The sequence below is a fragment of the Marinobacter flavimaris genome (genome assembly GCF_045057155.1).
GTDB classification, from domain to species: domain Bacteria; phylum Pseudomonadota; class Gammaproteobacteria; order Pseudomonadales; family Oleiphilaceae; genus Marinobacter; species Marinobacter manganoxydans.
Genome location: NZ_CP171359.1, coordinates 1,227,529 through 1,252,095, shown reverse-complemented (window position 1 = coordinate 1,252,095; position 24,567 = coordinate 1,227,529). Strand labels below are relative to the sequence as shown.

The 24,567-nt window shown below is 56.3% G+C and carries 18 protein-coding genes; 7 read left to right on the top strand and 11 right to left on the bottom strand.

Annotated features, from left to right (window positions below; genetic code table 11):
- The first annotated feature begins 81 nt into the window (after positions 1-81).
- The 5 genes from ACGK9W_RS05800 to ACGK9W_RS05780 all read left to right on the top strand — a co-directional run bounded on the left by ACGK9W_RS05800 (position 82) and on the right by ACGK9W_RS05780 (position 2,373).
- Positions 82-306, top strand: a complete 225-nt coding sequence (locus tag ACGK9W_RS05800; RefSeq protein WP_008171217.1) for an addiction module protein — start codon at positions 82-84, stop codon at positions 304-306.
- Complete coding sequence (locus ACGK9W_RS05795; RefSeq protein WP_008171220.1) at positions 306-596, top strand: type II toxin-antitoxin system RelE/ParE family toxin; 291 nt, start codon at positions 306-308, stop codon at positions 594-596. Before ACGK9W_RS05800 ends, ACGK9W_RS05795 begins: the two co-directional genes overlap by 1 nt.
- A gap of 85 nt (positions 597-681) precedes the next feature.
- Complete coding sequence (locus ACGK9W_RS05790) at positions 682-942, top strand: hypothetical protein (protein WP_008171221.1); 261 nt, start codon at positions 682-684, stop codon at positions 940-942.
- Between the two features lie 79 nt (positions 943-1,021).
- Positions 1,022-1,558: a CIA30 family protein gene (locus ACGK9W_RS05785; protein ID WP_008171223.1), complete on the top strand. Its 537-nt coding sequence runs from the start codon at positions 1,022-1,024 to the stop codon at positions 1,556-1,558.
- Positions 1,555-2,373, top strand: coding sequence for an SDR family oxidoreductase (locus ACGK9W_RS05780; protein ID WP_008171225.1), 819 nt, complete (start codon positions 1,555-1,557; stop codon positions 2,371-2,373). The genes ACGK9W_RS05785 and ACGK9W_RS05780 overlap by 4 nt, the downstream gene beginning before the upstream one ends.
- On the opposite strand, the gene ACGK9W_RS05775 is transcribed toward ACGK9W_RS05780, so the two are convergent.
- The 10 genes from ACGK9W_RS05775 to ACGK9W_RS05730 all read right to left on the bottom strand — a co-directional run bounded on the left by ACGK9W_RS05775 (position 2,366) and on the right by ACGK9W_RS05730 (position 21,057).
- Complete coding sequence (locus ACGK9W_RS05775; RefSeq protein ID WP_405419629.1) at positions 2,366-3,688, bottom strand: NADH:flavin oxidoreductase/NADH oxidase family protein; 1,323 nt, start codon at positions 3,686-3,688, stop codon at positions 2,366-2,368. The two genes, ACGK9W_RS05780 and ACGK9W_RS05775, sit on opposite strands and share 8 nt — an antisense overlap.
- Positions 3,689-3,692: 4 nt before the next feature.
- A complete protein-coding gene (locus tag ACGK9W_RS05770) occupies positions 3,693-4,808 on the bottom strand; it encodes an FAD-dependent oxidoreductase (RefSeq protein WP_273082249.1) in 1,116 nt (371 codons plus the stop codon).
- 55 nt (positions 4,809-4,863) lie between these two features.
- On the bottom strand, positions 4,864-5,490 hold the full coding sequence (locus ACGK9W_RS05765; protein WP_405419626.1) for an SOUL family heme-binding protein: 627 nt from the start codon (positions 5,488-5,490) through the stop codon (positions 4,864-4,866).
- 259 nt (positions 5,491-5,749) lie between these two features.
- A complete protein-coding gene (locus ACGK9W_RS05760; protein ID WP_273045274.1) occupies positions 5,750-9,598 on the bottom strand; it encodes a DUF3427 domain-containing protein in 3,849 nt (1,282 codons plus the stop codon).
- Between the two features lie 139 nt (positions 9,599-9,737).
- The gene (locus ACGK9W_RS05755; protein WP_349677125.1) at positions 9,738-12,122 is read right to left on the bottom strand and encodes a DNA/RNA helicase domain-containing protein; all 2,385 of its coding nucleotides are present in this window, start codon (positions 12,120-12,122) and stop codon (positions 9,738-9,740) included.
- Positions 12,123-12,131: 9 nt separating this feature from the next.
- Complete coding sequence (locus tag ACGK9W_RS05750) at positions 12,132-12,479, bottom strand: nucleotide pyrophosphohydrolase (protein ID WP_273045276.1); 348 nt, start codon at positions 12,477-12,479, stop codon at positions 12,132-12,134.
- A gap of 107 nt (positions 12,480-12,586) precedes the next feature.
- Positions 12,587-15,226: an AAA family ATPase gene (locus ACGK9W_RS05745; RefSeq protein ID WP_405419621.1), complete on the bottom strand. Its 2,640-nt coding sequence runs from the start codon at positions 15,224-15,226 to the stop codon at positions 12,587-12,589.
- Positions 15,223-16,344, bottom strand: a complete 1,122-nt coding sequence (locus ACGK9W_RS05740) for an exonuclease SbcCD subunit D (protein WP_405419618.1) — start codon at positions 16,342-16,344, stop codon at positions 15,223-15,225. The genes ACGK9W_RS05745 and ACGK9W_RS05740 overlap by 4 nt, the downstream gene beginning before the upstream one ends.
- Before the next feature lie 115 nt (positions 16,345-16,459).
- The gene (fdhF, locus tag ACGK9W_RS05735) at positions 16,460-19,330 is read right to left on the bottom strand and encodes a formate dehydrogenase subunit alpha (RefSeq protein WP_405419615.1); all 2,871 of its coding nucleotides are present in this window, start codon (positions 19,328-19,330) and stop codon (positions 16,460-16,462) included.
- Positions 19,331-19,341: 11 nt separating this feature from the next.
- Complete coding sequence (locus ACGK9W_RS05730; RefSeq protein WP_405419612.1) at positions 19,342-21,057, bottom strand: NADH-ubiquinone oxidoreductase-F iron-sulfur binding region domain-containing protein; 1,716 nt, start codon at positions 21,055-21,057, stop codon at positions 19,342-19,344.
- A 212-nt stretch (positions 21,058-21,269) separates the two neighbouring features.
- On the opposite strand from ACGK9W_RS05730, the gene ACGK9W_RS05725 reads away from it, so the two are divergent.
- On the top strand, positions 21,270-22,253 hold the full coding sequence (locus ACGK9W_RS05725) for a ribose-phosphate diphosphokinase (protein WP_405419609.1): 984 nt from the start codon (positions 21,270-21,272) through the stop codon (positions 22,251-22,253).
- A 64-nt stretch (positions 22,254-22,317) separates the two neighbouring features.
- On the opposite strand, the gene ACGK9W_RS05720 is transcribed toward ACGK9W_RS05725, so the two are convergent.
- A complete protein-coding gene (locus ACGK9W_RS05720) occupies positions 22,318-22,824 on the bottom strand; it encodes a hypothetical protein (protein ID WP_405419607.1) in 507 nt (168 codons plus the stop codon).
- A 245-nt stretch (positions 22,825-23,069) separates the two neighbouring features.
- Between ACGK9W_RS05720 and ACGK9W_RS05715 the strand changes: the two genes are divergently transcribed.
- Positions 23,070-24,566, top strand: coding sequence for a DUF3375 domain-containing protein (locus tag ACGK9W_RS05715; RefSeq protein WP_405419604.1), 1,497 nt, complete (start codon positions 23,070-23,072; stop codon positions 24,564-24,566).
- Position 24,567 lies beyond the last annotated feature (1 nt).

Genomic DNA, 24,567 nt, shown 5'->3' with positions numbered 1-24,567 from the left:
ATGGGCTGGGAAGCAAAATAACTCATAAAGCGTTAATATGGATACCGTACTTGGCCCCTCACCACTCTTGGAGCAAAAAATATGCGCCTTCAGGATTTAATTGACGAGGCTAGCGCTCTTCCCGTCGACGAACGAGCGCTGGTTATAGAGTCATTATTGAAAAGCCTAAACCCAAACGAAGCCAGTATTGACGAAAAATGGGTAGAAGTTGCCAAGTGCCGCCTGGACGACCTGGATTCCGGCAGGGTGAATCCTGTGCCCGGCGATGAGGTTTTCAGAAAGATTCGGAGCAGGCTGCAGAAATAATGGATTATTCCTTTCACCCCGCAGCGGAAGCGGAATTGAATGATGCAATCGATTACTACGAATCAATTCAAACTGGCCTCGGAGTAGATCTCGCCGAGCAAGTCGAGCAAGCAGTAGCCAGAGCTGTCAAATTCCCCCAGGCCTGGAGCTTCATTCGAAAGCCTGTTCGTCGCTCACTCGTCAAACGATTTCCCTATGGCGTTCTTTACGTTGAAAAGAAGAACAGCATTTTCATTCTTGCTGTTATGAATCTTCATCGCGAGCCAGATTATTGGGAAAACAGGCAATAACCGAGGATTCCTCGGTAGTTACCGATAATTCCCGGAACACAGAAACAGCTGCACACCCATTGCACTTATCCTGGTGCCAAGAGGCATGTCCGTCACCAAGGCCGCCGACTGGAGTATTTTCAGCAGCTTGCCGCAACCATTGATGGCCATTCCCGCTTACCTGTTCGTAAGTACCTTCAAACCCATGCTTCCCTTCGGCCTTGGTTTGGCTGCGGGTGCTATGATCTGGATGGTGTTTGCCGAGCTTCTGCCGGATGCTAATAAAAAGCTGGAGCCGGCTTCAGTTGGTGTTGTGATTGTACTGGCCTTTCTGGGCATGATGGTTTTCCAGCTCGCCATCCACTGACCGCGGAAGTACTGGATAGCCAGTAAGCTATTGCGGCGAACGACACTTAATACGTTTTTGAACTATCGAAGGTAACTCTATGCAGAACCGGGATATTTCCGGGAACGCCACGCAAAACCCGATACTTGTCTCGTTCCATTCAGAGGCAAGCCAGTTAACCTGGCAGCCCCTCGGTGACCGCGTGATGGGCGGGCAGTCTAACGGCACCGTTGATCTTGCAGAGGGCGGCGTTGGCGTCTTTCACGGCACTGTGCGACTGGACAACGGCGGCGGATTTTCGTCTGTGAAAGCTGACCTGCCGGAACCTTTCGATGCAGCTGACTACACCGGTATCGAGCTTCTTGCTCGGGGCGACGGAAAAACCTACAAGATCGGCCTTCGCAACAGCACCAACCGGCGCAGCATTGTGTACCAGCATGCATTCACACCAGGTACAGAAGAATGGAGCCGCATCCGACTCCCCTTCAGTGATTTCATCCCTACCTGGCGCGGCAAAACATTGACCGATGAGGCAGCACTGAATCTTTCGCACCTGGCTTCGGTCAGCCTTTTTGTTTCCGGACGACAGGCTGGTGAATTTCAGCTGCGGATGCAGGATTGGAGGTTGATCCGATGACCAAACTCGCTCTGATAACCGGTGCCAGCGCCGGCATTGGCCGTGAAGCCTGCGCCCTCTTTGCCCGGAAAGGCTACAGGGTGATCGCCCTGTCCCGACAGCCAGCTGGTGTCGAGTCTGCCGATCTGGAGCTGGCGCTGGATCTAGAGTCCTTTGACCAGATCGAAGGGCTTGCGGGCGCTCTGGACACGGAAATTGCAGCAGCCGAGCGGGTGATTCTGGTCAACAACTCCGGTTACGGGCAATTCGGCGCGCTTCGCGATCTCTCCGAACCCATGTGGCAAAAGCAGTTCAGTACCCACGTATTCGGCCCCATCAAGCTGGCTGCTGTCTGCCTGGGGCTCTGCGAACAGCACGGTAAACCCTTGCGGGTCATCGCGGTTAGCTCCGTTCTCTCCATCGCGCCCCAGAAAATGAAAGGCGCCTACTGTGCCGCCAAATCCGCGATGAACACGGCCCATGAGAGTTTCTGGTTTGATGAACAGGGCAGCAACAGCCTGGAAAGTATCTCGCTGGTGCTCCCGGGCCCCGTGGTGACCCGGTTCAGAGAGCATGCCCTGGCCGCGTTGCAGCCCGTGCTTGGCCAGGCCAGCGCCGTGCACCGGGAAAAGTACAAGGCAATGGAAGCAGCGCTCGCGCCAGGCGCCAGAATCAAGCCCTTTACAGCCAGTGCGTCGGACGTCGCGAAAAAGATTGTCAGGGCAGCAGAGGCGACACGACCCAAGCCTCGATACCTGGTTACACCCCAGACCTACGCTGCCGAATTTATCACCCGGTTTATTCCCCGGTCGATCCAGAGAATCATCTTTAGGTAAGGCGGGCCTTCTTCACCCGCCGGGACCGGCTCAATTCATCCTTAACAAAAGCCCCGACGGCCTTGAGGATACCCAGGTCCGGATCAGCCTCTTCGCCATCCGCTAGCCGGAAAATCTGCTGGTAGTACCACGCCTGGCCGCCCAACACGTTAATGACTTTGATTGGCATCAGCGGACTCGCTGGTGAGAAAAACCCTCGTTGAGCAAGTTTGACGTAATCTTCGTAGCAAACCGTCTTATCGATGCGGCCATCAAGCAGATCTTTGGGCGTATCGGGATCCGTGCAGAGAGGCCGGCCAAGGCCAATCACGTCGGTTTCGCTACTGGCAATCGCCTCTTCCATCAACGTGCGCGTACGGAATCCACCGGTGACCATCAGCGGGCAATCGCACACCTCTCGAATCGTCTGGGCATAATCCAGGAAGTAAGCCTCCCGCTTGCGAGTGCTTTCCCGCATGGCCGGCCCCTCGCTCGCCGTGTCGGCATCACCACTGTACCCGAGCAGCCGCGGCTGTTCGTAGGTGCCGCCAGACACCTCCAGCAGATCAATACCCTCCTCATTGAGCCAGCGCACCACGTTCACAGACTCGTCGAGCGTAAAGCCGCCTTTGCGGAAATCGTCGGAATTCAGCTTTACCGCCACCGGAAACTCCGGCCCCACCGCAGCGCGCGTCGCCCGCACTACCTCGATCAGGAAACGGGCGCGATTTTCCAGCGACCCACCCCAGCAATCGGTGCGCTGGTTGGTAACCGGCGACAGAAAAGACGACAACAGATACCCATGAGCCCCGTGCACCTGAACACCGGTGAACCCCGCCTCTTTGGCGATCCGGGCCACATTGGCAAAACGCTGGATAAAGTCCAGAATCTCCGGCTCCGTGAGTGCCCGTGGGCGAGCGTAGTTGCCCATCAGCGATAGCTGCACCGCCGAAGGCCCCATTGGGCGTGTGGTCACGTAACGCGGCGACTGCCGACCGGCATGGGAAATCTGCATCCACAAATGGTTGCCCTTGCGGGTGCCCGCTTCGGCCCAGGCACGCAACTGCGCCATACCCTCCGGCTCGCCTTCGGCCGGCGCCGGATCAATCGCCACGTTACCCGGCCGCTCCAGCACACGGTGATCAATCATCACATTGCCGGTAATCAACAGCCCCGCTCCGCCCTCGGACCAGCGCCGATACAGGGTTTCATGGCGGTGGGTAGCGTGGAGCTGATCGTCTGCCAGCCCTTCGGTCATGGCGGCCTTGGCTAGTCGGTTCGGCAGAACTGCTCCGCATGGGAGCTTCAGGGATTGGGCAAGCGGTGATTCGGGCATGGCATCATCCTGATGGTTTGAGTTTTTTGTATTCTAAACCGCGATTTACTGCGTCAATAGCGCCGGCGAGATAGCCCGTAAACTCACGTGACCACTCACTGCCAATGCCGGTTAATCGGTCAGCCCATGCACCTGAGCTCGGCGACAAGGCAGGCATAGGGTGATCGCCAGAGGATCTCTGATCCCTGTCGGTGGCGGTGTGAATCTCTTTAGCCCAGTCCTTGATAAATTCTGATTCTGGATTCTCCGCTTGCGAACCAAACAGTCGCACGAACTGTGTGCGGCAAGCAGTAATAAGCTCTTCCTCAGAAACACGACTGCGCACGTCAGCAGGCACACCCAGGAAACCAAACAATGCCGCCTGCCCTCCCGGAGTAGAAGCATCATGGATCTCAACCATTGGCCCAACGGCACTTCGAGCCTCCCCGGACAACCCTTGATCTCGCCAGAAAGGCCGATCGAACACGGCAATGTATTTTGCGTGCGGAGCCATCCAGGTATCTGTCTCTCGCCACTGTCTTGCAAGCTCATTCGGCAAGGCGGGCGAAAACGTAAGCTGAGACTCAACTAATCGGGGCGGCATGGCCAACAGCACGTGTTCTGCAAAGTGGCTAAAGGTTTCTCCTCTCGCATTTTCGCTCACTAGCTCGACATGTGGTTCTGACATGCGCAGATGACGAACCGCCTGGCCCGTCAGAACTCGCGCTGAATCAATCCGCCGGTATAACGCATCAATCAACGAATACATGCCACCGGCGATGCGCATAGAAGGCGGAGAATTGACGTACCCACGTGTTCGCTCAGGCGGCTGATTCGATGAACGCTCCAGAAGCATGTCGCCGGTTTCAAATTGCTGGAAGGTCTCCAACTCGAGTTCATCTACCAGTCGCGCCATATCGGTCTGGAATGCGGGCCAGAACCAGGAGGGCCCGAGATCGAACCCCACAACGCCTGACGCATCCGGTTTACCATCAGAGTGGATCGTAGAAGCAATCCGCCCACCAAGAATCTCCCGGGCCTCAAGAACGACATAGTCTTTGATGCCCTTCTTCTCAAGTGAATAAGCGGCGTACAAACCCGCCAGGCCGGCGCCAACAATGGCGATGCGAGCGTTTTGCATGAATAAACTTCCTATGATGATCGTGATGCCTGGGTGAGTAGACTGATACGCGCCATCACTGCAAATTGTTTATTGGGATCAAAATTTCGTTTCGCCTCAAAAACCAGGGCATGAACGGTGCGTTATATCGCGCCCAGACTGGCTTGCCCTGAATAATGAATCCCTTTTTGTTGATCCATTCTTCCAACTTCGACTTGTTCTTTTGATAGCTCGATTTGCTCCAAAACCCGGAGTACTCGATGGCTGCCATCGTCCGCTCGGGCACTTGGCGTATGGTGATCCTCTCGTCCCTGGGTTTCGGAGTGGTCTGCATCGTAAAGGATCCCGGCATCATAAAACTGACCGCCCATTTCCCGTCGACCTGCGTCTGGCCTACCGGTGCTGTCATGTCGATTTCCTGGCCCTCAGCCACCTGACCAACGGGCGCGGTCATGGCGATTTTCTGCTGGGATTGGTTATTGCCGGAAATGTATTTAAACAAACGACCAAACGCTTCACTGCCCGCGTCTTCAAATTCCGTATCGACGACTGTCTCTGCAACAATATGCGGCTCGTAAAGACGTACTTCCGAGTTCTCCTCCTTCAGGAGGACTGTGTATTCCGCTTCTTCTGTCGCCATGGTGGTTGCCGATAGGAACACTGAGCAAAGGGAGATAACGAACGCTGCCTGCCGTTTAAGCATGATCTTTCCTTTAATGCTTGCCTTCCATCCCGAGGTCTACCCTCACGAGGGCTTCGTCACTCAAATTCAGGATATCGATGATCGAGCGGCCACAATGATCAGGGGCCTCTCGTAGCGTAAACAAGACAATTTTATTGGTGTTTGAATCCACAAAAATCTCGCTTTGTGATCTGCAAATTGAATTGCAAGATTGATCTGGCCTTAATGCCCATGGATTCAGCCAAGGTGCTTAACAGGAAATATCTCCAGTCATGGCGCTTTAGTCTGACGAACTAAGCCTGAATGTCACGCTCATTGGCCTACTCCCCTCATGGCTCTGATACTCAACCGGGCCGAAATAAGTGAAAGGAGCAGCTTTACCATTACGCAGCTTATTTTCTCGGACAAATAAGTGCACGGAGAGACCGAGCTTTTTGTGGTTGATCAATTCCCGTCCCCGCTTGCTCTCAGGCGTAGCCGAGTTTTGGCTCTGCCAGTGGAATGTGTGTTCATCAATCCAATGATCAACATAGCGGTGCTGAACGCCTTTGCCCTGTTTGTTTAAAGTCACAAGCAAAACGTGCGCATTGGCATCTTTCAGAAAAACGTGACCGCTTTGCCAATTTCCAGGATTAAACGTCGCTCCGAATAATTCCGGAATTTCCTCTCTCGGGATTTCCTGTCCGAGAGCCATTTCCAATGGATCTATAATCTCGCAAAAGCGTGCGAACGTTCGAAACTGCTCAATCAGTTCGGGAGTGACAATAATGTCTTCATACTCTGGGTTAGCAGCTTCGAGCCGATATTCCCCGACAGGAGACTTACGAACTGTACGAAGAAGGTATTGTGTGTCACCTGCCTCATCCAGCCGCTCAATTGCGAGAGTTTTACCTGTGATCGCTCCAGCTTGATTGGGATTGATCTGCTCAAGCAACAAATAATCACCGTCTTGAATCGGCTGCTTTCCGCCATTCATGGAGTTACCCGATGCTCGGGCGATAAAATGACGATTCGGCTCTATTCGCCCGTGCCCCAACCCGATGGACCTGTACTCCGGTTCTTCGGCGTTACTGCTCCTGAAATGGCCACAAGCGATCTTCAAGGATGGGAAGTAAGGCAGTTCCGTTCCAGAAGGAGTGATCGGGACAAAATTTTCACCAAATTGCTGCTCTTGTTTGGATGACTGTCGCGCTTCATAGGAAGCCAGCCGATAATCAATTAACTCCTGCACCATCTCCTCGAAAGGCGGTATCTGTTCACCTTCCAGAACAATGACAGGCTTAAACTGTTCGTTCTCGATCTCGAAAATAGCTGGAGACTTATTGGTCCAATGATCGACCGGGTTCTTCTTCCAGTAGTGCTGCCATTGCGCCGAAGAACCATCCACCTCCTTTACCGAAGTTGCGATTTCTTGATACAGCCTGGGACGGCGTTTCAATGTTTCCCAGGATGTCTGGGCCAGTTTGGAAAGCTTTGGTGGACTACGCCATCCACCTAACTGCTGGAAGGCGTCTAGCAAAATCATTTTGAATGATTTGCTCATAGCTGTTGTTTCAACTTCCAGCAAAAAGCTTTCGTAGCGGGACAAGAGTTCTGACTGAATCTCGGTGAGATCGTTCATGTCCCGAACCAATCCAAACCAGCCTCCGTGCATTTTGCGAGTTTTAGCGATACTCGCACCGAAGTGGTAGTACTCGGTAAGTGTTGGGCGACGGCCCAAGGTATCTTTTAATACTTGATAATCTTTTTCAGCGCCCTGATGATCAAGGCCTTTAAGGAAGTCGATCACCTCCAGGTCATAATTGATAAAGCATCCGTCTGGCAGGTCCAACTGATTCTTCTCAGCCTTCCTAGCAAACTCTGCTAACTGTCTGTGATTCATCGCCTGACCAATGAGCGCCTGAGGTTTATGCAGGAAACTCTGATGGTTACCAACGAAATCCAGAATCACAAGCTTGTCTTTGCCAGTGGCCGCGCTTTTCCGTAGGCCTCGACCGATCTGCTGGAGGAAAAGGATCTTGGATTCCGTTGGGCGCAAGAGCAGCACCGTATCAATAGCGGGCAGATCGACACCCTCGTTGAACAGGTCAACGGAAAAAATCACATCAAGCTGACCGTTCTCCAACTTCTCCAAGGCCTCGCCACGGGACATCTCTGATCCACCGTGGACGGCTGCAGACCTTACGCCCTTTTTAGAGAATTGGTCTGCCATGAAATCGGCATGAACCCGCGAAACACAAAACGCCAAAGTCCGGCTTTGCTTCTGCTCGCCCCATACCCTGTGGACGTGTTTGGCGCGCCCGTACGTAGCCAGTTTATTCGCGAGCAGATTTGGATCGAACTTTCCATTACGCCAGGGGATCTCGGTGTAATCGACAGTCTCGTCATAGATGCCGTAGTAGTGGAACGGCACCAGGAATTGTCCCTTAACACCCTCGAACAGCGGATACTCGAATACCAGGTTGTCATCGCATAACGACAAGATATCGGAGCGGTCCGTGCGATCAGGCGTCGCCGTTAATCCCAGCAGGAACTGGGGCGCGAAATAACTCAGAAGCCGATGGTAGACAGGCGCGGCGGCATGGTGGAACTCATCGACAACGATGTAATCGAAATGCCGTGGGTCGAATCGTTCCAGATGGGTTTCTTTACCGAGTGTCTGTACCGAAGCACAAAGGATATCCACCGTCCGATCGCGCTGCTTACCCATATAAAAACCAACGCGGCTATTCGGTTTGATCCGCAAATAGGTTTCTGCCGCCTGATAAAGAATTTCTTCGCGGTGGGCGACAAAAAGAATCCGACGCGCACCCACTTGAACGGCATCAAAGGCAGATAGCCAGGTTTTACCCAAACCTGTTGCTAGAACGACCAACCCCCTTCGATAGCCTTCTAAGCGGGTAAGATCCAAAGCCTCAAGCGCTTCCTGTTGCACTTCATTCGGTGTTGGAACTTCCTGTTTCTCATCACTACCTGGCTCCACTGACTGTTCTGGCGGCTTCCGCCGTTGCTCGTACTCATCAATCCAGTTGTCAGTGAGAGGCACGACATTGGGATGCTGAAACAGTTCATCGAACCTGCTGGCAGCCTCGAGGTACCCAGAGTCTGGCGGGAAATCCACCTGATAGTTCCATTCCAACCCGTCCTGAAGCGCTTGTCGGCTGATATTGCTGGAGCCGATAAATGCCTTGCCCCACATTTGCTGGTTCTCAACATAGCCAGCAAATAGATAAGCCTTTAAATGAAAGCTACTTCCCTGGCTTTGGTAAATACGGACCTGGGCTCCATGATCATGCAACAGGACAAGCTTTCTTAGCGCCTCCGTATCGGTGATATCCAGATAATCGCTCGTGAGAATGCGAATTCGCGCCGGATCAGATTCTCGCTGTAGGGCACCTACTAAATCAGGGAACAATAGATTCAAGCCAGTGGTTTTAACAAACGCTACGGCCATATCTATTCGATCAGCAGCTTTAATGGCTTGGCACAATTTCGGTAGAAAATGATGATCTTTGCCGCCGGTTGTTAACTTTTCCGGCGATGCAGGTGCCTTATTCAGAAGAATATTCAACCACTGGTCATCTCTATCGGGTCGTCGATCATCAGTTCGCCACATCCGACAGGCTTCCAATCCTGTTAGATCCTGGACCCACCGCTCGGCGATCGACTCGTCAGCATCAGTAAAGTGTCGGCCATTGTGGATGCGTTCTCCTGTACCGATTTTGAAGCTCATGTAGAAAACGCCATCGGGTTTCAGAGCATGCCATAACCGGCCGATAGCATCCGGTACTTCGACAAGCGGCAAATGCAGAAGGCTTGCGCAAGCCCATATACCGTCATACGTACTGGATTCATGAATATCCGAGAAATAGCGATGCTGAACCGATAAGCCGGTCTTTTCGCGAGCTAAGGAGGCGATGGCTTCTGAACCATCAAAGGCGGAAACACGATAGCCATTCTTATCGAAAAACAACGCATCCCGACCGGAGCCACAGCCGGCATCGAGGATATACCCACCTTCGGGGATTAGCGGCAGGAACTCCTGGTAAAGCTCTTCCATGCTGATTTCAAATGTTGATTCAACAAACGCATCGGCATTGTTGTTGTAATAGGCCAGCGTATCCTGCATCAAATGGTTCCCTTGCGACTAATTAGCCTGAGGTCTATCTGGACCAGGCTACCAGGCGGGCACGTTGTCGCCAACAAACTCCTCGGATCTACTTCCGAACTTTATTTCAATGAGCAGGACTGTTTTCTATTAACTAGCTTCAGGCCAAAACCGCGACAAACTCTCCAACGACTCTCAAGTCGTGAAGATCATCGTCTTCAATAACGATATCCCGATAACCATGAGCGCTAGTGACGGGCATTAAGATAACTTTTTCGTTAACGAGTTCATCGCCAGACATCGTTTTTTCACTGCGATACAGTTTAACGGTGAGGCAACTGCCGTTATCAGGGTCTTCAATAGCCCGATGTTGCACCAAGACTATCTTGCCATTTCGCGTTCCTCCTGGGTTCGCGTTAAAGAGGCACCAAGCGCCATTGGGTATGCGCTTATTCATAGATTCGCCAACAACCTGCGCAACAAACTGACCCGGCCTGGTGGCAAAATGTTCAGGAAGATTTACCCACTGAACCTCTTCGGCGGGCAACTGGAATTCACTAAATTCGCCAGCTGCTGCCTGAAGGTCATATAAAGGCACAAAACCGTCATAAGGGGTTGCTGATTCATAATCAACCACCTCATACGGAACTGGCTGGGCAGAAACTTCATCCGTCTGTTCAGTGATCTGGGTTTCGGCAAAGCTACGAAAATGCTCTCTGGTTTCTGCATCTGCAGAGTAGACGTAACATCCTTTCATACCCCGGGTCATCAGGGTGCGATAGGTGTTCTTGATGATCATGTCAGCATCCGCCAGGGCGCTCTCCCGATCCTCTTTCAGCCTTTTTTTGTATCCACGAACAGACCGATCCGATTTTGAGCGGGCGCCAGCGTTTGTAACCGCAACGCCATCCCGGATTACAAAATCATCTCCAATAATCACGCCTACGTAATCGAGTTCCAGCCCCTGGCAGGTATGGATACAGCCAATCTCACTTATCGAATCCTGAGCGATGAGCCATTTGGCGCCGTGCTTGTCCAGATTCCATCTTGCCCTGAAATCATGCTCAGGGAGTTCAATATCAAAACTGCCTGGATCCTTCTTGCTCTTCCAGTCCCAGCAATATCCGGCTACCAGTCGTGCCTTGTTAGCGCGGCGATTTCTCTGCTCAATAACGTTTCGCAGCTCATTCGGATCGTCAAAAACCCGAAAATCATAATCGATGCCATCCAGCGTTGTATTTGCGGTTTCCCTGACCTGAAGAACATGATCAACCCACGCCAGATAACCGTCAGAACCATTGCAGCGGAATTGGGAACTCAATTCGAGGACAGTTATCTCTGAACCCAATTGCTTCGCAAAATACTGAATCTCTTCCACTGTGCCGATATCCGAGAGCGTGACGCGCTGATCTTCATCAATAAAGAAGATCGAGGTTCGGGCGCTGGTTATCAGCTCTTTTATCTGGTTCTCCCCCAGGTTCCCGTAAAGGCCAGATTTTTCGTTTAACCTGTGGGCCTCATCAACGACCAGCAAATCAAAGAAGTTATTCTCGGTGTCTGTATAGCCCCCAGAACCGCGAAACAGGTTATCGATGTGGGTTTTGCGCATAGTACCTGTCAGGCGTGCCTTGAAAACTTCCCGGGGTGCGGCGTTCTTGCTAACAAACTGGGTCAGCATCTCCCTATTGGTTGCTTCAACGATAAGGTTAATTGCAACAACCGATTTACCCGTACCCGGTCCACCCTTCACAATGAACGTCTGTTTTGGATTTTCGCGCCCTTTTTCCGCTAGCTCCAGCGCGGTCTCGTAAACGAGTTTTTGCTCATCAAGTAGAATGAATTCCCTATTCCCACGAAGCATTGAGGCAAGGGCGTCAGCAAGCCCTTTTGACGGTTTGATTACACCATGTTCAATTCGATACATGATGTTGTCGCTGTCGCCATACCGGATATTTCGCCTGAGAAAATCCGACAACTTTTTCGCATCGCTTGAAATGTAAACCGGCGCTCTTTCGGTGTGCTCAGAATAGCGAGAATCGTTAATGGCAAGACCACTATCCATATTGTGCAGATAGGCGCAGGGCTGAAGGCCGATGCGTTCTTCCCTGACCGTTTCGTTATAGTCCTCAATCAGAGCTGAATATGACCAAGCCTGGTAGGAAGGATGGTTTACTTCGCGGATGGACCCGTTCAGGAACGTTCTGACAATTGCGTCTTTGTCCGTAACCTCTGCTTCGGACCACTGTTTCAGTTCAACGATTATTGCAGTGTCATTGCGTGCTGCATCTTTGCCCGTAAGGATAAAATCCACTCGGCGATTGGTTAGTGGAATCGTATATTCAATCGCAACACCGGCAGACGGTGGTATCCCCTGATCCAACAATGCGTTGAACATGCACTGGAGCGAATTCTTCCAGGAGGCAATTTCAGATTTCGGTGTCTTTCGTTTGAGCTTTCTCCAGACCTCTTCCTCGATAACCTTCTCGATCTGATTGAACCTCACGTGTTCAACAAATTCCGCCTTGGAAGCCGAATAAACGATCACAAATACCTCCTACAACTCGTTATATTTATTCGACCTACCTTTAGCTTTGGCAACAGGGTATTTAAGAGCGTTTGCCTCTATTTTCCGGGCGGATTCTTGAGCAATATCGACGCCCAAAGAATCTGCCAGGAGAACAAGATACAGCTGGATGTCAGCAATTTCGTCTTTGACTGCTGCCAAATGTTTTTCACTGAGGTTTTTCGAGTCGTCTTCGCTAAGCCACTGGAATTGCTCCGACAACTCACCTGCCTCACCACAGAGGGCCATGGTCAGGTTTTTCGGTGAGTGGAACTGCCGCCAATCTCGTTCTTCAGCAAATTGCTTTAATTTCAGGCGCAACTCTTCCAGCGAATCCATTTTGGCTAAACTCCCCTTTCTCATGAAAAACCATTTGCTTTCGATCTATTTGCACATTAACCAAACCCAAGTGCACCGGTCCACATAATCCACAATGAACATACTAGCTAAGCACTCAGCTCCTTCGAAGCCTGAATATCCACCGGCGGTACCCCCAAGTCCTGCCACTTCTCCGGATGGCAAGTAAACAGCAATATCTGATGCCGGCTGGCCGCATCAAACAGGATGCGTTTCATGTCTTCCAGGCGGTCGCTGTCACTGTGCACCAGGGTGTCGTCCAGTATCACCAGTGTTGGCCTGCCGGCTTCCCGCAGCAGATCGGCATAGGCCAGGCGGCTGATAAGGCCCATCTGTTCCCTGGCGCCAAAACTCAGTTCGGTAATCTGCCCCAGTTCGCTGCCCCGGCTGAAGGTGCCGGGCCGGAGCTGTTCGTCGACTTCCAGGGAGGCTTCGGGGAAAAGCACCGACAGGTAATGGTTGAGGTGCTTTTGCAGCGGTGCCTGCAGGCGGCGTGTGAGGGCCTGGCGTTTTTCTGTGAGCAGGTTCAGCAGCAGATCCAGGGCCTGGGCGCGGCGGTGCAATTCCTGATAGCGGCGATTGCACTGGTCGTACTCCGCCTCTTTCTCATTGAGCTGTTCTTCCAGCCCTTCGGCACCCCAGGCTTCAAGCCTGACTTTGATATCCCTGAGCTCACGCCCGCGGTTTTCCTGGGTCTGGCGTAGTTGATTGACCGCATTCTGGTAGCGTTCGATGTCTTGCTTGAGAAAGTCCGGTCGGGCTTCGCGGATTTCCCGTTCGCGGCGTTCGAGGCTGGCTTGCAGCTCGGCCTGTTGTTTTTCGAGGTTCGCCAGGTCGGTGGTGATTTGCTGAAGCTGCTGTTGCCGTTCCGGGCTCTTTTCTTCATCCGCCAGCCGCTGCCATTCGGTTTTAGCGTTGTCCCGCGCCTGCTTCAGTGCCGACCGCTTTGCCTGGTGCTCACGCTCATCGGATTCGGCCTTGTCCAGCGCGGTGCCGGCCTGAACGAAAGCGGCTTCTGCCTCCTCCAGGGCGGGTACGTTCTCTTTCTGGTCCGGTTCTGGCGTGGCCTGCAACTGGCTTTTGGCTTTCGCCAGTTCGCTTTCCGCCTCGCTCTGTTCGGAGACAAGTTGCTCAATGCCGGCCGGTGCCACGGATTTCAGCAAATCTTCGGCGTGCTTCTGGGCTCTTCCGGCACTTTCGAAGGCTGAAAGCCGGTCTTCGGCCTGTTCCACGGATGTCACGCCGAGGGTCTTCAGCTGTTCGGCGAAGCTGTCCTCAAGGGTTTTAAGCTTCCGGCGGGTGCTGGCAAGCTCTTCGCCGCCGGGGGTTATGCCCAGGGTACCCACGCCCGGGATAACCAGGGTGGATTCTTCCAGAAGCTGCTGCTCGCCCTGCCCGGTGAGTTGCTCGTTGTTCAGTGTTAATGATGCATTGGGCTCCAACTGCCAGCTCAATCGGGTGGCGATGGTTCGTGAACGGATGGTTTCTTCGTTCAGCTGGTTCGCGGTGGCTTTCAGGTTTTTGACCGCGGCGGAATCAATGCGGTTGTCTCTGGCCTGCTGCCTGGCCTGCTCCAGCTGCTGGTGGTATTCCTTTGCTTTGGCGAGGTTCTGGGTCAGCACTTGTTTTTGCTGTTCAAGCCGGCGGACATCCTGCTCCAGCCTTTGTCCCGTTTGCAGCAAGCCCGCCAGTTTGCGTTGCTTTTCCGCTTGCTCATAGGCGGTTCTGGCTTCGCTCAAACGGCCTGCAATCATCGGAGTTTGGGCTTCTGCGGTGGAGAGGTCTCGCTCCGCTCGGTCCAGTTCGGCTTCTCGGCCTTCAAGCTGGCGGCTGAGCCCTTCCAGGTGTTCCTTATTTTGCTGCAACAGGCGGTGGTTTTGCTGCAGCTGACTGAGCGTGGCTTTCTCCTGGTTCTGTTGCTGCTCCAGGCGCTCAACCTGCTGATAGCGCACCCGGGCCTCCTCCAGCTGTCGCTGGGCGTCTTCCCATGGGCGCTCCGCCTCGGCCTGATCATAATCCTGGGTCAGTTTGCCAAGCCGGTCGACCTGTTCCTGGTATTTGTGCACCCGCTCCTTCAGCTCTTCAATTTCAAGTTCATATTGAGCGCGGTCTTTTTCCAGTTTCAGGTAATCGCCCCGGGGCTTGCCGGTTCCGGTAAGCAGGGTGTCCCGCTGGCTACGGACGGTCTCGATCAGGTCATCGCCGCCGGAACTGGCCACCTCTCCCACCATGGAATTCAGTGCAGACTTCAGATGATCGCCGGCATGCTCTATGGCCTGTTCGATGTCCTGCCCGGTGCCCTGCTCCACCCACAACAATCCCGGTATGCCCCAGTGTTCGGCTTTGCTGGCGCCCCGTTTCGGGTACTGGTAGCCCAGTAATTCAGCCAGTTTTTCTTCGGCGTCGTCTTCACTGTAGGTCTCGGTGCCGACAACCAGATCGCACCGTTTGCGCTGAAGAAAGCTTTTGGTGAGGCGCCAAACGCGACTGTCGTGCTCGAAATTCAGCTCAATGGTGGGCGCCGCGGCGGAGTCGCCCCACGGGCGCAGGTCGTCTACGGCCGTTGAACGGTAACGCTCGAAAAACGCGGCGCGGATGGCACGTACCAGGGTGCTTTTGCCGGACTCGTTGGGGCCGTGGATCAGGTTGAGGCCGGGTTGCAGGTTGTCCAGAACAAAGGGTTTGCGGAACTGGCGCAGCTGTTCAATGCGCATTCGCTGCAGCTTCATTGCCCCACCTCCTGTTCCCGCTCCCTGAGCAGCCCCGCCAGAATGGCCAGCGCATCCCGGGCGACATCATCCTGGGCCCCTTCCTGCCGCTCACGCAGGCTTTCAACCACCTCGCCCACGTAGCCATCCGCTTTCAGGGCCGAGATGTCTTCATCGGTGGGTGCAAGCTGAAGCCTGCTCCGCTCGCAACGAAGGCTGCGGAATCGCGCTTCGGCAACCGACAAGGCCTTCAAAAGGGTTTCTTCGCCGGCCAGGGTCACCGAGCCCTCAAGGCGCAGATCAACAACGGCGGATTCCGGCAAGGCGTTCAAACGCTCCAGCAGCTGCTCAAGATCGGAGTTGACGGCCAGGGTTTCCCGCCACTGGTGCCACTGATACCGCCCCGTTGGGAGTGAGGTTACTGTCGGGGTTGCCCCGGGTTCGGACACTTCAACGATCAGGGCATTCCCCGCTTCGTTGTTCCGGAACCGTTCCGGCTCGGGGGTTCCGCTGTACCAGGTGCGTTCATCGATCTGTTTGGTGCCGTGCCAGTCGCCCAGGGCCAGGTAATCGAGCCTGCTCGCTTCCGCCCGGCCTGGTGCAATCGGGTTGGTGGAATCAATCTCGTCCGGCAGCAGACCCTGGACGCTGCCGTGGGCCAGGCCGACTCTCAGAAAACCTTCAGGTGTTTCGTAGCCGCTGAATGGCTCAGTCAGATCGCCGTAGGTATGGCGCTGAGTCAGCGGCGCGCAGAGGATGCTGAGGCCCGGGTCTTCCAGATCAATCACGCCAGGTTGAAGCGCGAGATGGACGTTCTCCGGCACCGCACCCAGGCGTTGGGCTCGTGTCCATACGCTTTCTGCCAGGGCGGCATCGTGGTTGCCTGGCAGCATGACCCAGGGACCGGTAAACCCCTTGGTAGCGTTGAATACCCGCCGGATCGTGCGATCGGAGACCGTTTGTGCATCAAAGACGTCACCGGCCACCAATACCGCATCGCACTGATGTTCGTTGGCCAGCTGTGCAAGCGTTTCAATGGCCTCAAACCGGGCCTCGACCAGGGCTGCGCCGTCTTCGGTCTCGAAACGGGTAAAGGCCCGGCCCATCTGCCAGTCTGCCGTATGCAAAAACTTTGGCATTTTATCTACCTGAAAGATCTGGAAATTTTGGCGTTATTCTAGACTACCCGCGACAACTTTACAGAGGCGGTACGACAAAGAACGTCGTTCTGGAGGAGTCTGTTTGCCTGGGAAGCTACGCCGGGCTCAACTTGCAGGCTGCATACTTGAACTCCGGGATCTTTCCGAAGGGGTCCAGGGCCGGATTGGTGAGCACGTTCGCTGCCGCCTCGACAAAGGCGAAGGGAACAAACACCATGCCCTCCGGCATGGTCTGGTCGGACCGCGCCGTCAGGGTGATGGTGCCGCGCCGAGTGGCAATTAGAATGTCATTGCCCGGTGCTACGCCCAAGCGATCCAGCTCCGCTGGTGCCAGGTAGGCTGCCGCTTCCGGCTCCCGCTCATCCAACACCCGGCTGCGACGGGTCATGGCGCCGGTGTGCCAGTGCTCAAGCAATCGCCCGGTGGTGAGCACGATGGGATAAGCCTCATCCACCGGCTCGTCCGGTGGCAGCGGGCTGGCCGGTGAGAATCTGGCACGGCCTCCTGCGCGCGGGAAGGCATCGGAGAAGACAACATCCTGGCCCGGGGCGCCATCCGCGGGGCATGGATAGGTGACGGACCCTTCGCGCTCCAGGCGAGACCAGGAGATATGATCCAGTGAGTGCATGCCCTGCTTCATTTCTTCAAACACTTGCTCGGGGCCGGCATAGTTCCAGGCCAGCCCGAAACGCCGGGCGATTTCCTGAACAACCCACCAGTCAGGCTTTGCCTCCCCCGGCGGCGCCAGTGCGGCACGGCCCATTTGCACCTGGCGGTTGGTGTTGGTGACGGTGCCGGATTTTTCCGACCAGGCGGCGGCAGGCAGGATAACGTCGGCAAACTGGGCGGTCTCGGTGGCGAACAGGTCCTGTACCACCAGGTGCTCAAGGGCAGCGAGCGCGGCCCGGGCGTGGGTCAGGTCCGGGTCGGACATCGCGGGGTTTTCGCCGAGGATGTACATGCCCTTGATGGTGCCTGCCTTGATGGCGTCCATAATCTCCACCACGGTGAGTCCTGGCTTCGGGTCCAGTTCGGCGTTCCAGAGCTCTTCGAAGGCGGCGCGCAACTGGGCATCCCCCACCGGTTGGTAATCGGGCAGTACCATGGGGATCAAACCGGCATCGGAGGCGCCCTGCACGTTGTTCTGCCCCCTCAATGGGTGCAGGCCGGTACCGGGCCGGCCAGTGTGGCCGCATGTGAGCGCCAGGGAAATCAGGCATCGGGCGTTGTCGGTGCCGTGCACATGTTGGGAGATACCCATGCCCCAGAAAATCATCGCTTTATCAGCCTGGGCGTAGGCTCGGGCCACTTCACGAATGGTGTCGGGCTCAACGCCGCAGACCGGGCTCATCACCTCCGGTGTCATGCCCTCAACGCTGGCCGCCAGCGCCTCAAAGCCTTCGGTATGGGCGTCAATGTAGGCCTGGTCGAAGAGTCCTTCGCTGATAATCACATTGAGCATGGCGTTGAACAGTGACACGTCGCCACCCGGCGAGAAACGCAGGCTGCGCCAGGCATAGGCATCCAGCGCCTGGCCCCGAGGGTCGATAATGATCAGTTTGGTGCCGCTTCGTGCCGCCTGCTTGAAGTAGGTAGCAGCCACCGGGTGGTTCACGGCCGGGTTGCAGCCGGTGAGGATGACCACATCCGCCTCGAGTGCCTGCATAAAGGAAGCGGTCACCGCGCCAGAGCCCAGGCACTCCATCAATGCGGCCACGGAGCTGGCGTGGCAAAGCCGCGTGCAGTGATCAACGTGGTTCGAACCGAAACCCGTGCGCACCAGCTTCTGGAACAGCCAGGCTTCTTCGTTGGAACATTTGGCGCTGCCGAATCCGGCCAGTGCATCCGGTCCGTGCTGGGTTTTAAGTTGGGTTAAGCCCCCTGCCGCAAGATCCAGCGCCTCTTCCCAACTTGCCTCCCGGAAGTGCGTTAACGGATTGGCCGGATCAAAGTCCGGGTCGAGCCCCTTGGGGACGCCCTCCCGGCGAATCAGCGGCCGGGTGAGCCGCGCCGGGTGCGAGGGGTAATCGAAGCCAAAACGGCCTTTCACGCAGAGCCGGCCCTGGTTTGATGGGCCGTCTTTGCCTTCCACAAACAGGATGCGTCCTCGCTGCTCGCCTGTTTCTGATTCGGCAGGCGCAGGCTCGTCTTTCACGTGATAGGTCAACTGGCAGCCCACCCCGCAATAGGGGCAAACGGAGTCTACAGTGCGGTCGGCGGTGGCGGAGTCTCCGCGGCCCTGGGCATCGATCAGGGTGGCGGGCATGAGCGCGCCCGTCGGGCAGGCCTGCACGCATTCGCCACAGGCAACGCAGGTGCTGTCGCCCATGGGATCATCGAAATCAAACACTACCTTGGACTCTGCACCACGGTGCGCCAGGCCGATCACATCATTGCCCTGCACTTCGCGGCAGGCGCGCTCGCACAATCCGCAGGTGATGCAGGCGTCCAGATTCACGTTCATGGCAGAGTGAGTGGCGTCATGGCCTCGTGCGTGGGCCAGCGAATCCGATCGCGGCGCAACATGGTGAACCGTTGGCTCGTCACGCTCTGAACGAGCCGGCAGACGTTGGCGCACCGCGCCGGCATCAATGGCCAGTTGATCCGCCGTTTCCCACAGATGGCTTGAACGATCGGGGCTGCTCTCTCGCGCAGGTTGATCGGCCAGCAGCAATTCCAGAACACCTTTCCTGGCTTCCTGGGCTCTGGTGGAACCGGCACTTCGCACCACCATGCCGGGCTTGGCCTCGCGGATACAGCTTGCGGCGAGCACCCGCTCACCCTCCACTTCCACCATGCAGGCACGGCAATTGCCATCCGCTCGGTAACCCGGCGCGTCTTTGAAGCACAGGTGGGGGATGGTCTCGCCGGCGCGCTTGGCCACCTGCCAGAGGGTTTCGCCGTGGTAGGCCTGAACTTCCACGTCGTCCAGTGTCAGGGTAAAGCTTGTGCTGGAATGGCTCATGGCTGCCTCCCCTAACCCTTCGCGATCAGGTTGCTGCTGGCGAGTTCGCTGCGGAAGTCCCGCAGCAGGCTCAGAACCGGATTGGGTGCGGCCTGGCCGAGACCACAGATGGACGCATCCGCCATCACTCCGGCCAGCTGCTGGAGCGTCCGCTCATCCCAGGCATCCCGCTCCAGCAAGGTGAGCATTTTCTCGGTGCCCACGCGGCAGGGCGTGCACTGCCCGCAAGATTCGTCCGCGAAGAAGCCCAACAGGTTGGCAGCCGCAGCCTGCAAATCGTCCTGATTCGACAGAACGATCACGGCAGCAGAGCCAATGAAACAGCCGTGTTCCTGCAGGGTGTCGAAATCCAGCGGAATGTCGGCTTTGCTGGCCGGCAGTATGCCGCCGGAGGCCCCGCCGGGCAGGTAGGCCAGCAGGCGATGCCCTTCGGCCATGCCGCCACAGTATTCCTCGATCAATTCATGGAGGGTGATGCCAGCGGGTGCGACATGCACACCGGGCCGCGCGACCCGGCCGGATACCGAAAAGCTGCGCAGCCCCTTGCGACCATGCCGCCCCTGGCTGGCGAACCAGTCGGCGCCCTGGGCGTGGATGCGGGAAATCCAGTAAACGGTCTCGACGTTGTTAACCAGGGTGGGCTGGTTAAACAATCCCTTCTGGGCCACGAATGGCGGGCGATGGCGTGGCTTGCCGGGTTTGCCTTCCAGGGACTCGATCAAGGCGGATTCTTCGCCGCAGATGTACGCGCCTGCGCCCCGGCGCAGGATTACAAAACCGGGTTCTATGATGCCGGCAGCTTCCAGTTCGGCAACGGCGTCTTTCAGCACACCGAGGAGGCCGGGATATTCATCCCGCAGGTAGATGTAGAGGGCCTTCGCCTCAACCGCCCAGGCGCTAACCAGCGCGCCTTCCAGGAAGACGTGGGGTTCTCGTTCCAGGTAATAGCGATCTTTGAAGGTACCCGGCTCACCCTCGTCGGCATTGATCACCGCGTAGCGCGGCCCGGGTTCGGCCCGCACGGCCTGCCACTTGCGGTACGTGGGGAACCCGGCGCCGCCCAGGCCGCGCAGGCCAGCCTGCTGAAGTTCTTCCGCAAGCGACTCGACGGTAATCCGACCGTCGCGGCATTCCTTCAGCAACTGGTAACCACCTACCGAGCGATAATCCGCCAGCTTCTGCCAATGGATCTCGTCGGGTTGAACCTGCTTTTGTTCGACTGCCGCGCATACCGTCTGAACAGTGGCGTTGCCTGCATGATGTTGTCCCACGGCCACCACAGGTGCTGTATCGCAGCGGCCCATGCAGGGCGCATGGACCACACGCACCTGGCTCGGGTCAGCCCCATCAGCCAGTGCCTCGTGCAGTGCCCCTGCGCCCGCCAGTTGGCAGGAAAGCGAATCACACACCCGCAGGGTTATCTCAGGCGGCGGGGCTTGTTCATCGTGAATAACGTCAAAATGGGCGTAGAACGTAGCCGTTTCATAGACGGCGGCCATGGGCAGGTTCATGAATGCCGAAAGGGCCCGAAGGCGGGCCATGGAGAGGTAACCGTTAGCGTCCTGCAGTACATGCAGGTGCTCGATAAGGCGATCGCGGTCTCGCAATGACGAATCGACACGTTCGTCACCGATCAGGTCCCGCAGCTCCGACAGTACCGCCGGTTCCAGTTGACGGCCACGTAGAGCAGAGCGCCGGCGTTTGACCATCTTATCGTCTGTGCTCATTGTTGTTGACCAGGCGCCGAGGTATCAAAGACAGCCTTGTTAGCTGACTTGACTAGTTACTGATCATTGAAGCATATGAGACTGGGATTACGCCAGACGATGGCAAGCGGGATGAAGAGATCGAAAACTCGGCCTCGTATATCTTTATCCGCATTTTGACTAGAGTTAAAAGAGCAGTTGATACCCTCAGCCAAAGCGAACGGACTTGCCCCATGAAACCGGATGACCGAATAGCACTCTTCAGTCTTGATTGCGGCAGCGACTTTGCCTCGCAAGTGGCCGCCCACCTGGGCGTACCCCTGGGCAAACATGAGGAACGGGATTTCGAAGACGGCGAGCACAAGATCCGCACGCTGGAGACGGTTCGCAACCGGGATGTATTCGTGGTCCAGTCCCTCAACAGCAGCGATGGCCTCAGCACCAACGACAAGCTCGTGCGTCTGCTGTTTTTACTGGCCAGTCTTCGGGACGCTGGCGCCGGCCGAATCAATGTCGTGGCGCCCTACCTTTGTTACTCCCGCAAGGACAGGAGAACCAAGCCCCATGATCCTGTCACCACCCGCTATGTCGCCCAGCTCTTCGAGGCTGTGACGATCGACACCATGGTGACCGTGGACGTTCACAACCGCGCCGCTTTCGAAAATGCCTTTCGCTGCCCGACAGTGCATCTGAGCGCCAGAGAAGCGTTCATCGACTACCTCCTGCCGGAACTCGGGGACAGGGAAATCACCGTAGCGTCCCCGGATATAGGGGGCGTAAAGCGTGCGGAACTGTTCCGCGAGTCATTGGCGAATCGGCTGGAGCGCCCCGTCGGCAGCGCATTTATGGAGAAGCATCGCAGCCAGGGCGAAATGAGCGGTTCTGCCGTGGTTGGCGATATCCGCAACCGCACCGTGCTGATCCTGGACGACCTGATCGCAGGAGGAGGCACCATGCAGCGGGCTGCGGAAGCGTTCAAAGACCAGGGCGCGGAGGACGTGATCGCCATCGCCACGCACGCTGTGTTCACTCAGGGTACCGGGGAAAAACTGTCTTCGCCGGCATTGTCCCGGGTGATTCTCGGCAATACGGTCACTCCGTCACTGCCGTCCAAATCACTGAAGACCAAGGTTGAGCTGGTGGATATTACTGCCGGCATAGCCGATACCATCACTGCATTGCATGAAGGCAGGGATGTGACAGATCTGGAGTCCTGAATCCGGGTTTCTTGGGCGCCATCGCTTCAGCCGCCAGCACCTTTGCCGAAATCGGAGGCTATGTTCAGGTAATCCAGCGCTTTTTGCCGCCATGGCCCGCGCCTCTCGCGGAAATCGTCGTCCAGGTGCCAGATCGCCAGCTTGGCCCGTTCTGTGGCTCGGTCAGGCAGACATGCTCCGGCCGCAAATCACCATGGGCCTCAACGAGGATGCCGGCCTTTGCGCGATCCGCAAAGACCGCCGAGTGTTTTTCAATCAGTGTCATTTGCTGGTCACGGACCCGTTTGACCCTGTCCTCCGGAAGGGAGTAATCAATCAACTGTTGGTAGTGATCGTCGATGCCCTCCCGCAAGCGCTCCAGGTACTGGTTCCCCGAGAGCCGGACGCTTGCGGCATCCAGATAAAAACGGGCAAGCAAGTCGGCCGCCGCCGTGACGCGCTGGTATTCCACGGCTGAGGACTTGATCTGTTTTTCCAGCATCGCAGTCCCTGGCAGGCGATGCATGACCACCAGCCAGTCGACGGGAATGCCCTCCGTGCCCAACCTCAGCTCACCACCTGCCTCAATCACAGACTCTAGCAGAGTATGTGACCCGGGTGGATAATGACAAGGGCGGCCTGGTGTCGGCCTGGAGAATAAAGGTGGCACCGGATAACAAAGCGCTCTGGTGAAACCGCCCCTGTGGTGGTCTGATGGGTATTAAGTTGTTACGGTCGCTATCACACCGGTACTATTATGAACGCCATATAAATGCCATTATCAGGCCCTGTTTGCTGCCACCCGTTATCCAGATACCAGATAAAAGCACACTGCCGATGGACGAACAAACCCACCTGAGAACCCGCTCCTACCTGGTGGCCCGTCACCAGCATCCGGCCTGGAAGCTTCTGTCTGCCACCCGCGGGCCCCTGGTACTTAGTTGCCTGCAGGCACTGATGGAAACAAACCGGGAAGAAATCCTGTTCGAGGATGCCCAGCAAATGCTGACGGATATCCTGCGTGAACACGCCAACAGCGACGACCTGAAGCTGTCCCCCGACGACCCGGCAGCCGATGCCAGGAAAGAACTACGTTCCTGGATTCGCAAAGGGCTGATAGTGGAACGGGACGGCCGGCTGATGGCCACCGATGCCCTGCAAAAAGCCCTGGCCTTTGTTGAGGGCCTCGATGAAAAGATCATGACGTCCACCGCCTCTCGCCTCGCCACGGTACAGCGGGAAATTGAAAACCTGGAAACCCGTCTGAACCCGAATGCCCAAAGCCGTGCGGACCATATACGCCGCAAAATAAGAGACCTGGAGCACGAACTGGCCGACGTGGAAGCCGGTCGATTCAAGGTGCTGGAGGGAGCCGAAGCCGCAGAAGGCATCCGCGAAGTCTACAATCTTGCCACCAGTCTGCGAGCGGACTTTCGCCGGGTGGAGGACTCCTATCGGGACGCAGACCGTCAGTTACGCCAATCCATCGTCAGCGAACAGCATCACCGTGGCGAAATCGTTGACCGCTTGCTGGACGGCCACGACACCCTGCTGGAAACCGCCGAGGGCAAGGTATTCCACAACTTCAGTGAGCAACTTAGCCGTTCCATCGAGCTGGACAACATGAAACACCGGTTGCGTACCATCCTGAAGAATCCGGCAACCCGCCACGCCCTGTCCCGACAGCAACAGGATGAATTGCGCTGGCTCGTGATCCGGCTGATACAGGAGTCCGCTGCTGTCATCCGCGCCCGGGCCCGCAGCGAAAAAGACGTCAAAGGGTTCCTGAAAACCGGGCTGGCCGCCGAGAACCACAGAGTCGGCGAACTGCTCAATGGTATACTGAACACCGCACTTAACATCGACTGGTCCAGCCACAAGGTCCGCAAAGGCGACACGCCTCTGCCGCCAATTGCCGTGGCGGTTTCCAGCCTGCCGCTGGTTGAGCGGCTCAGATTCAAGTCCGCCACTGAAGAGCAGGCACAAGGCCTCGAGTTGACCGATCAGGGCGTCAACCTCGACGACGTCGACGAAGAGTTCTGGCGGGCATTTGACGGTCTTGACCGGGAAGCCCTGTACCAGGAAACCCTGGAACTGCTGAAAGTCACCGACCGCCCCATGAGCATCGGCGACCTGGCGGCTCACCTGCCGCCCACTCACGACCTGGAAACCATTGCCCTGTGGCTGGCCATGTCCCGTGAGGCGGAGGTGGAAATCACCGACGACCGGGAAGCCGTGGATATTACCGACAGCAACGGACACCGGCTGCGCTTCCACGTGCCGCAACTGGCGCTAACCCGACAAGACGCAGAAGCCATCGACTGGGAGCTGTAAA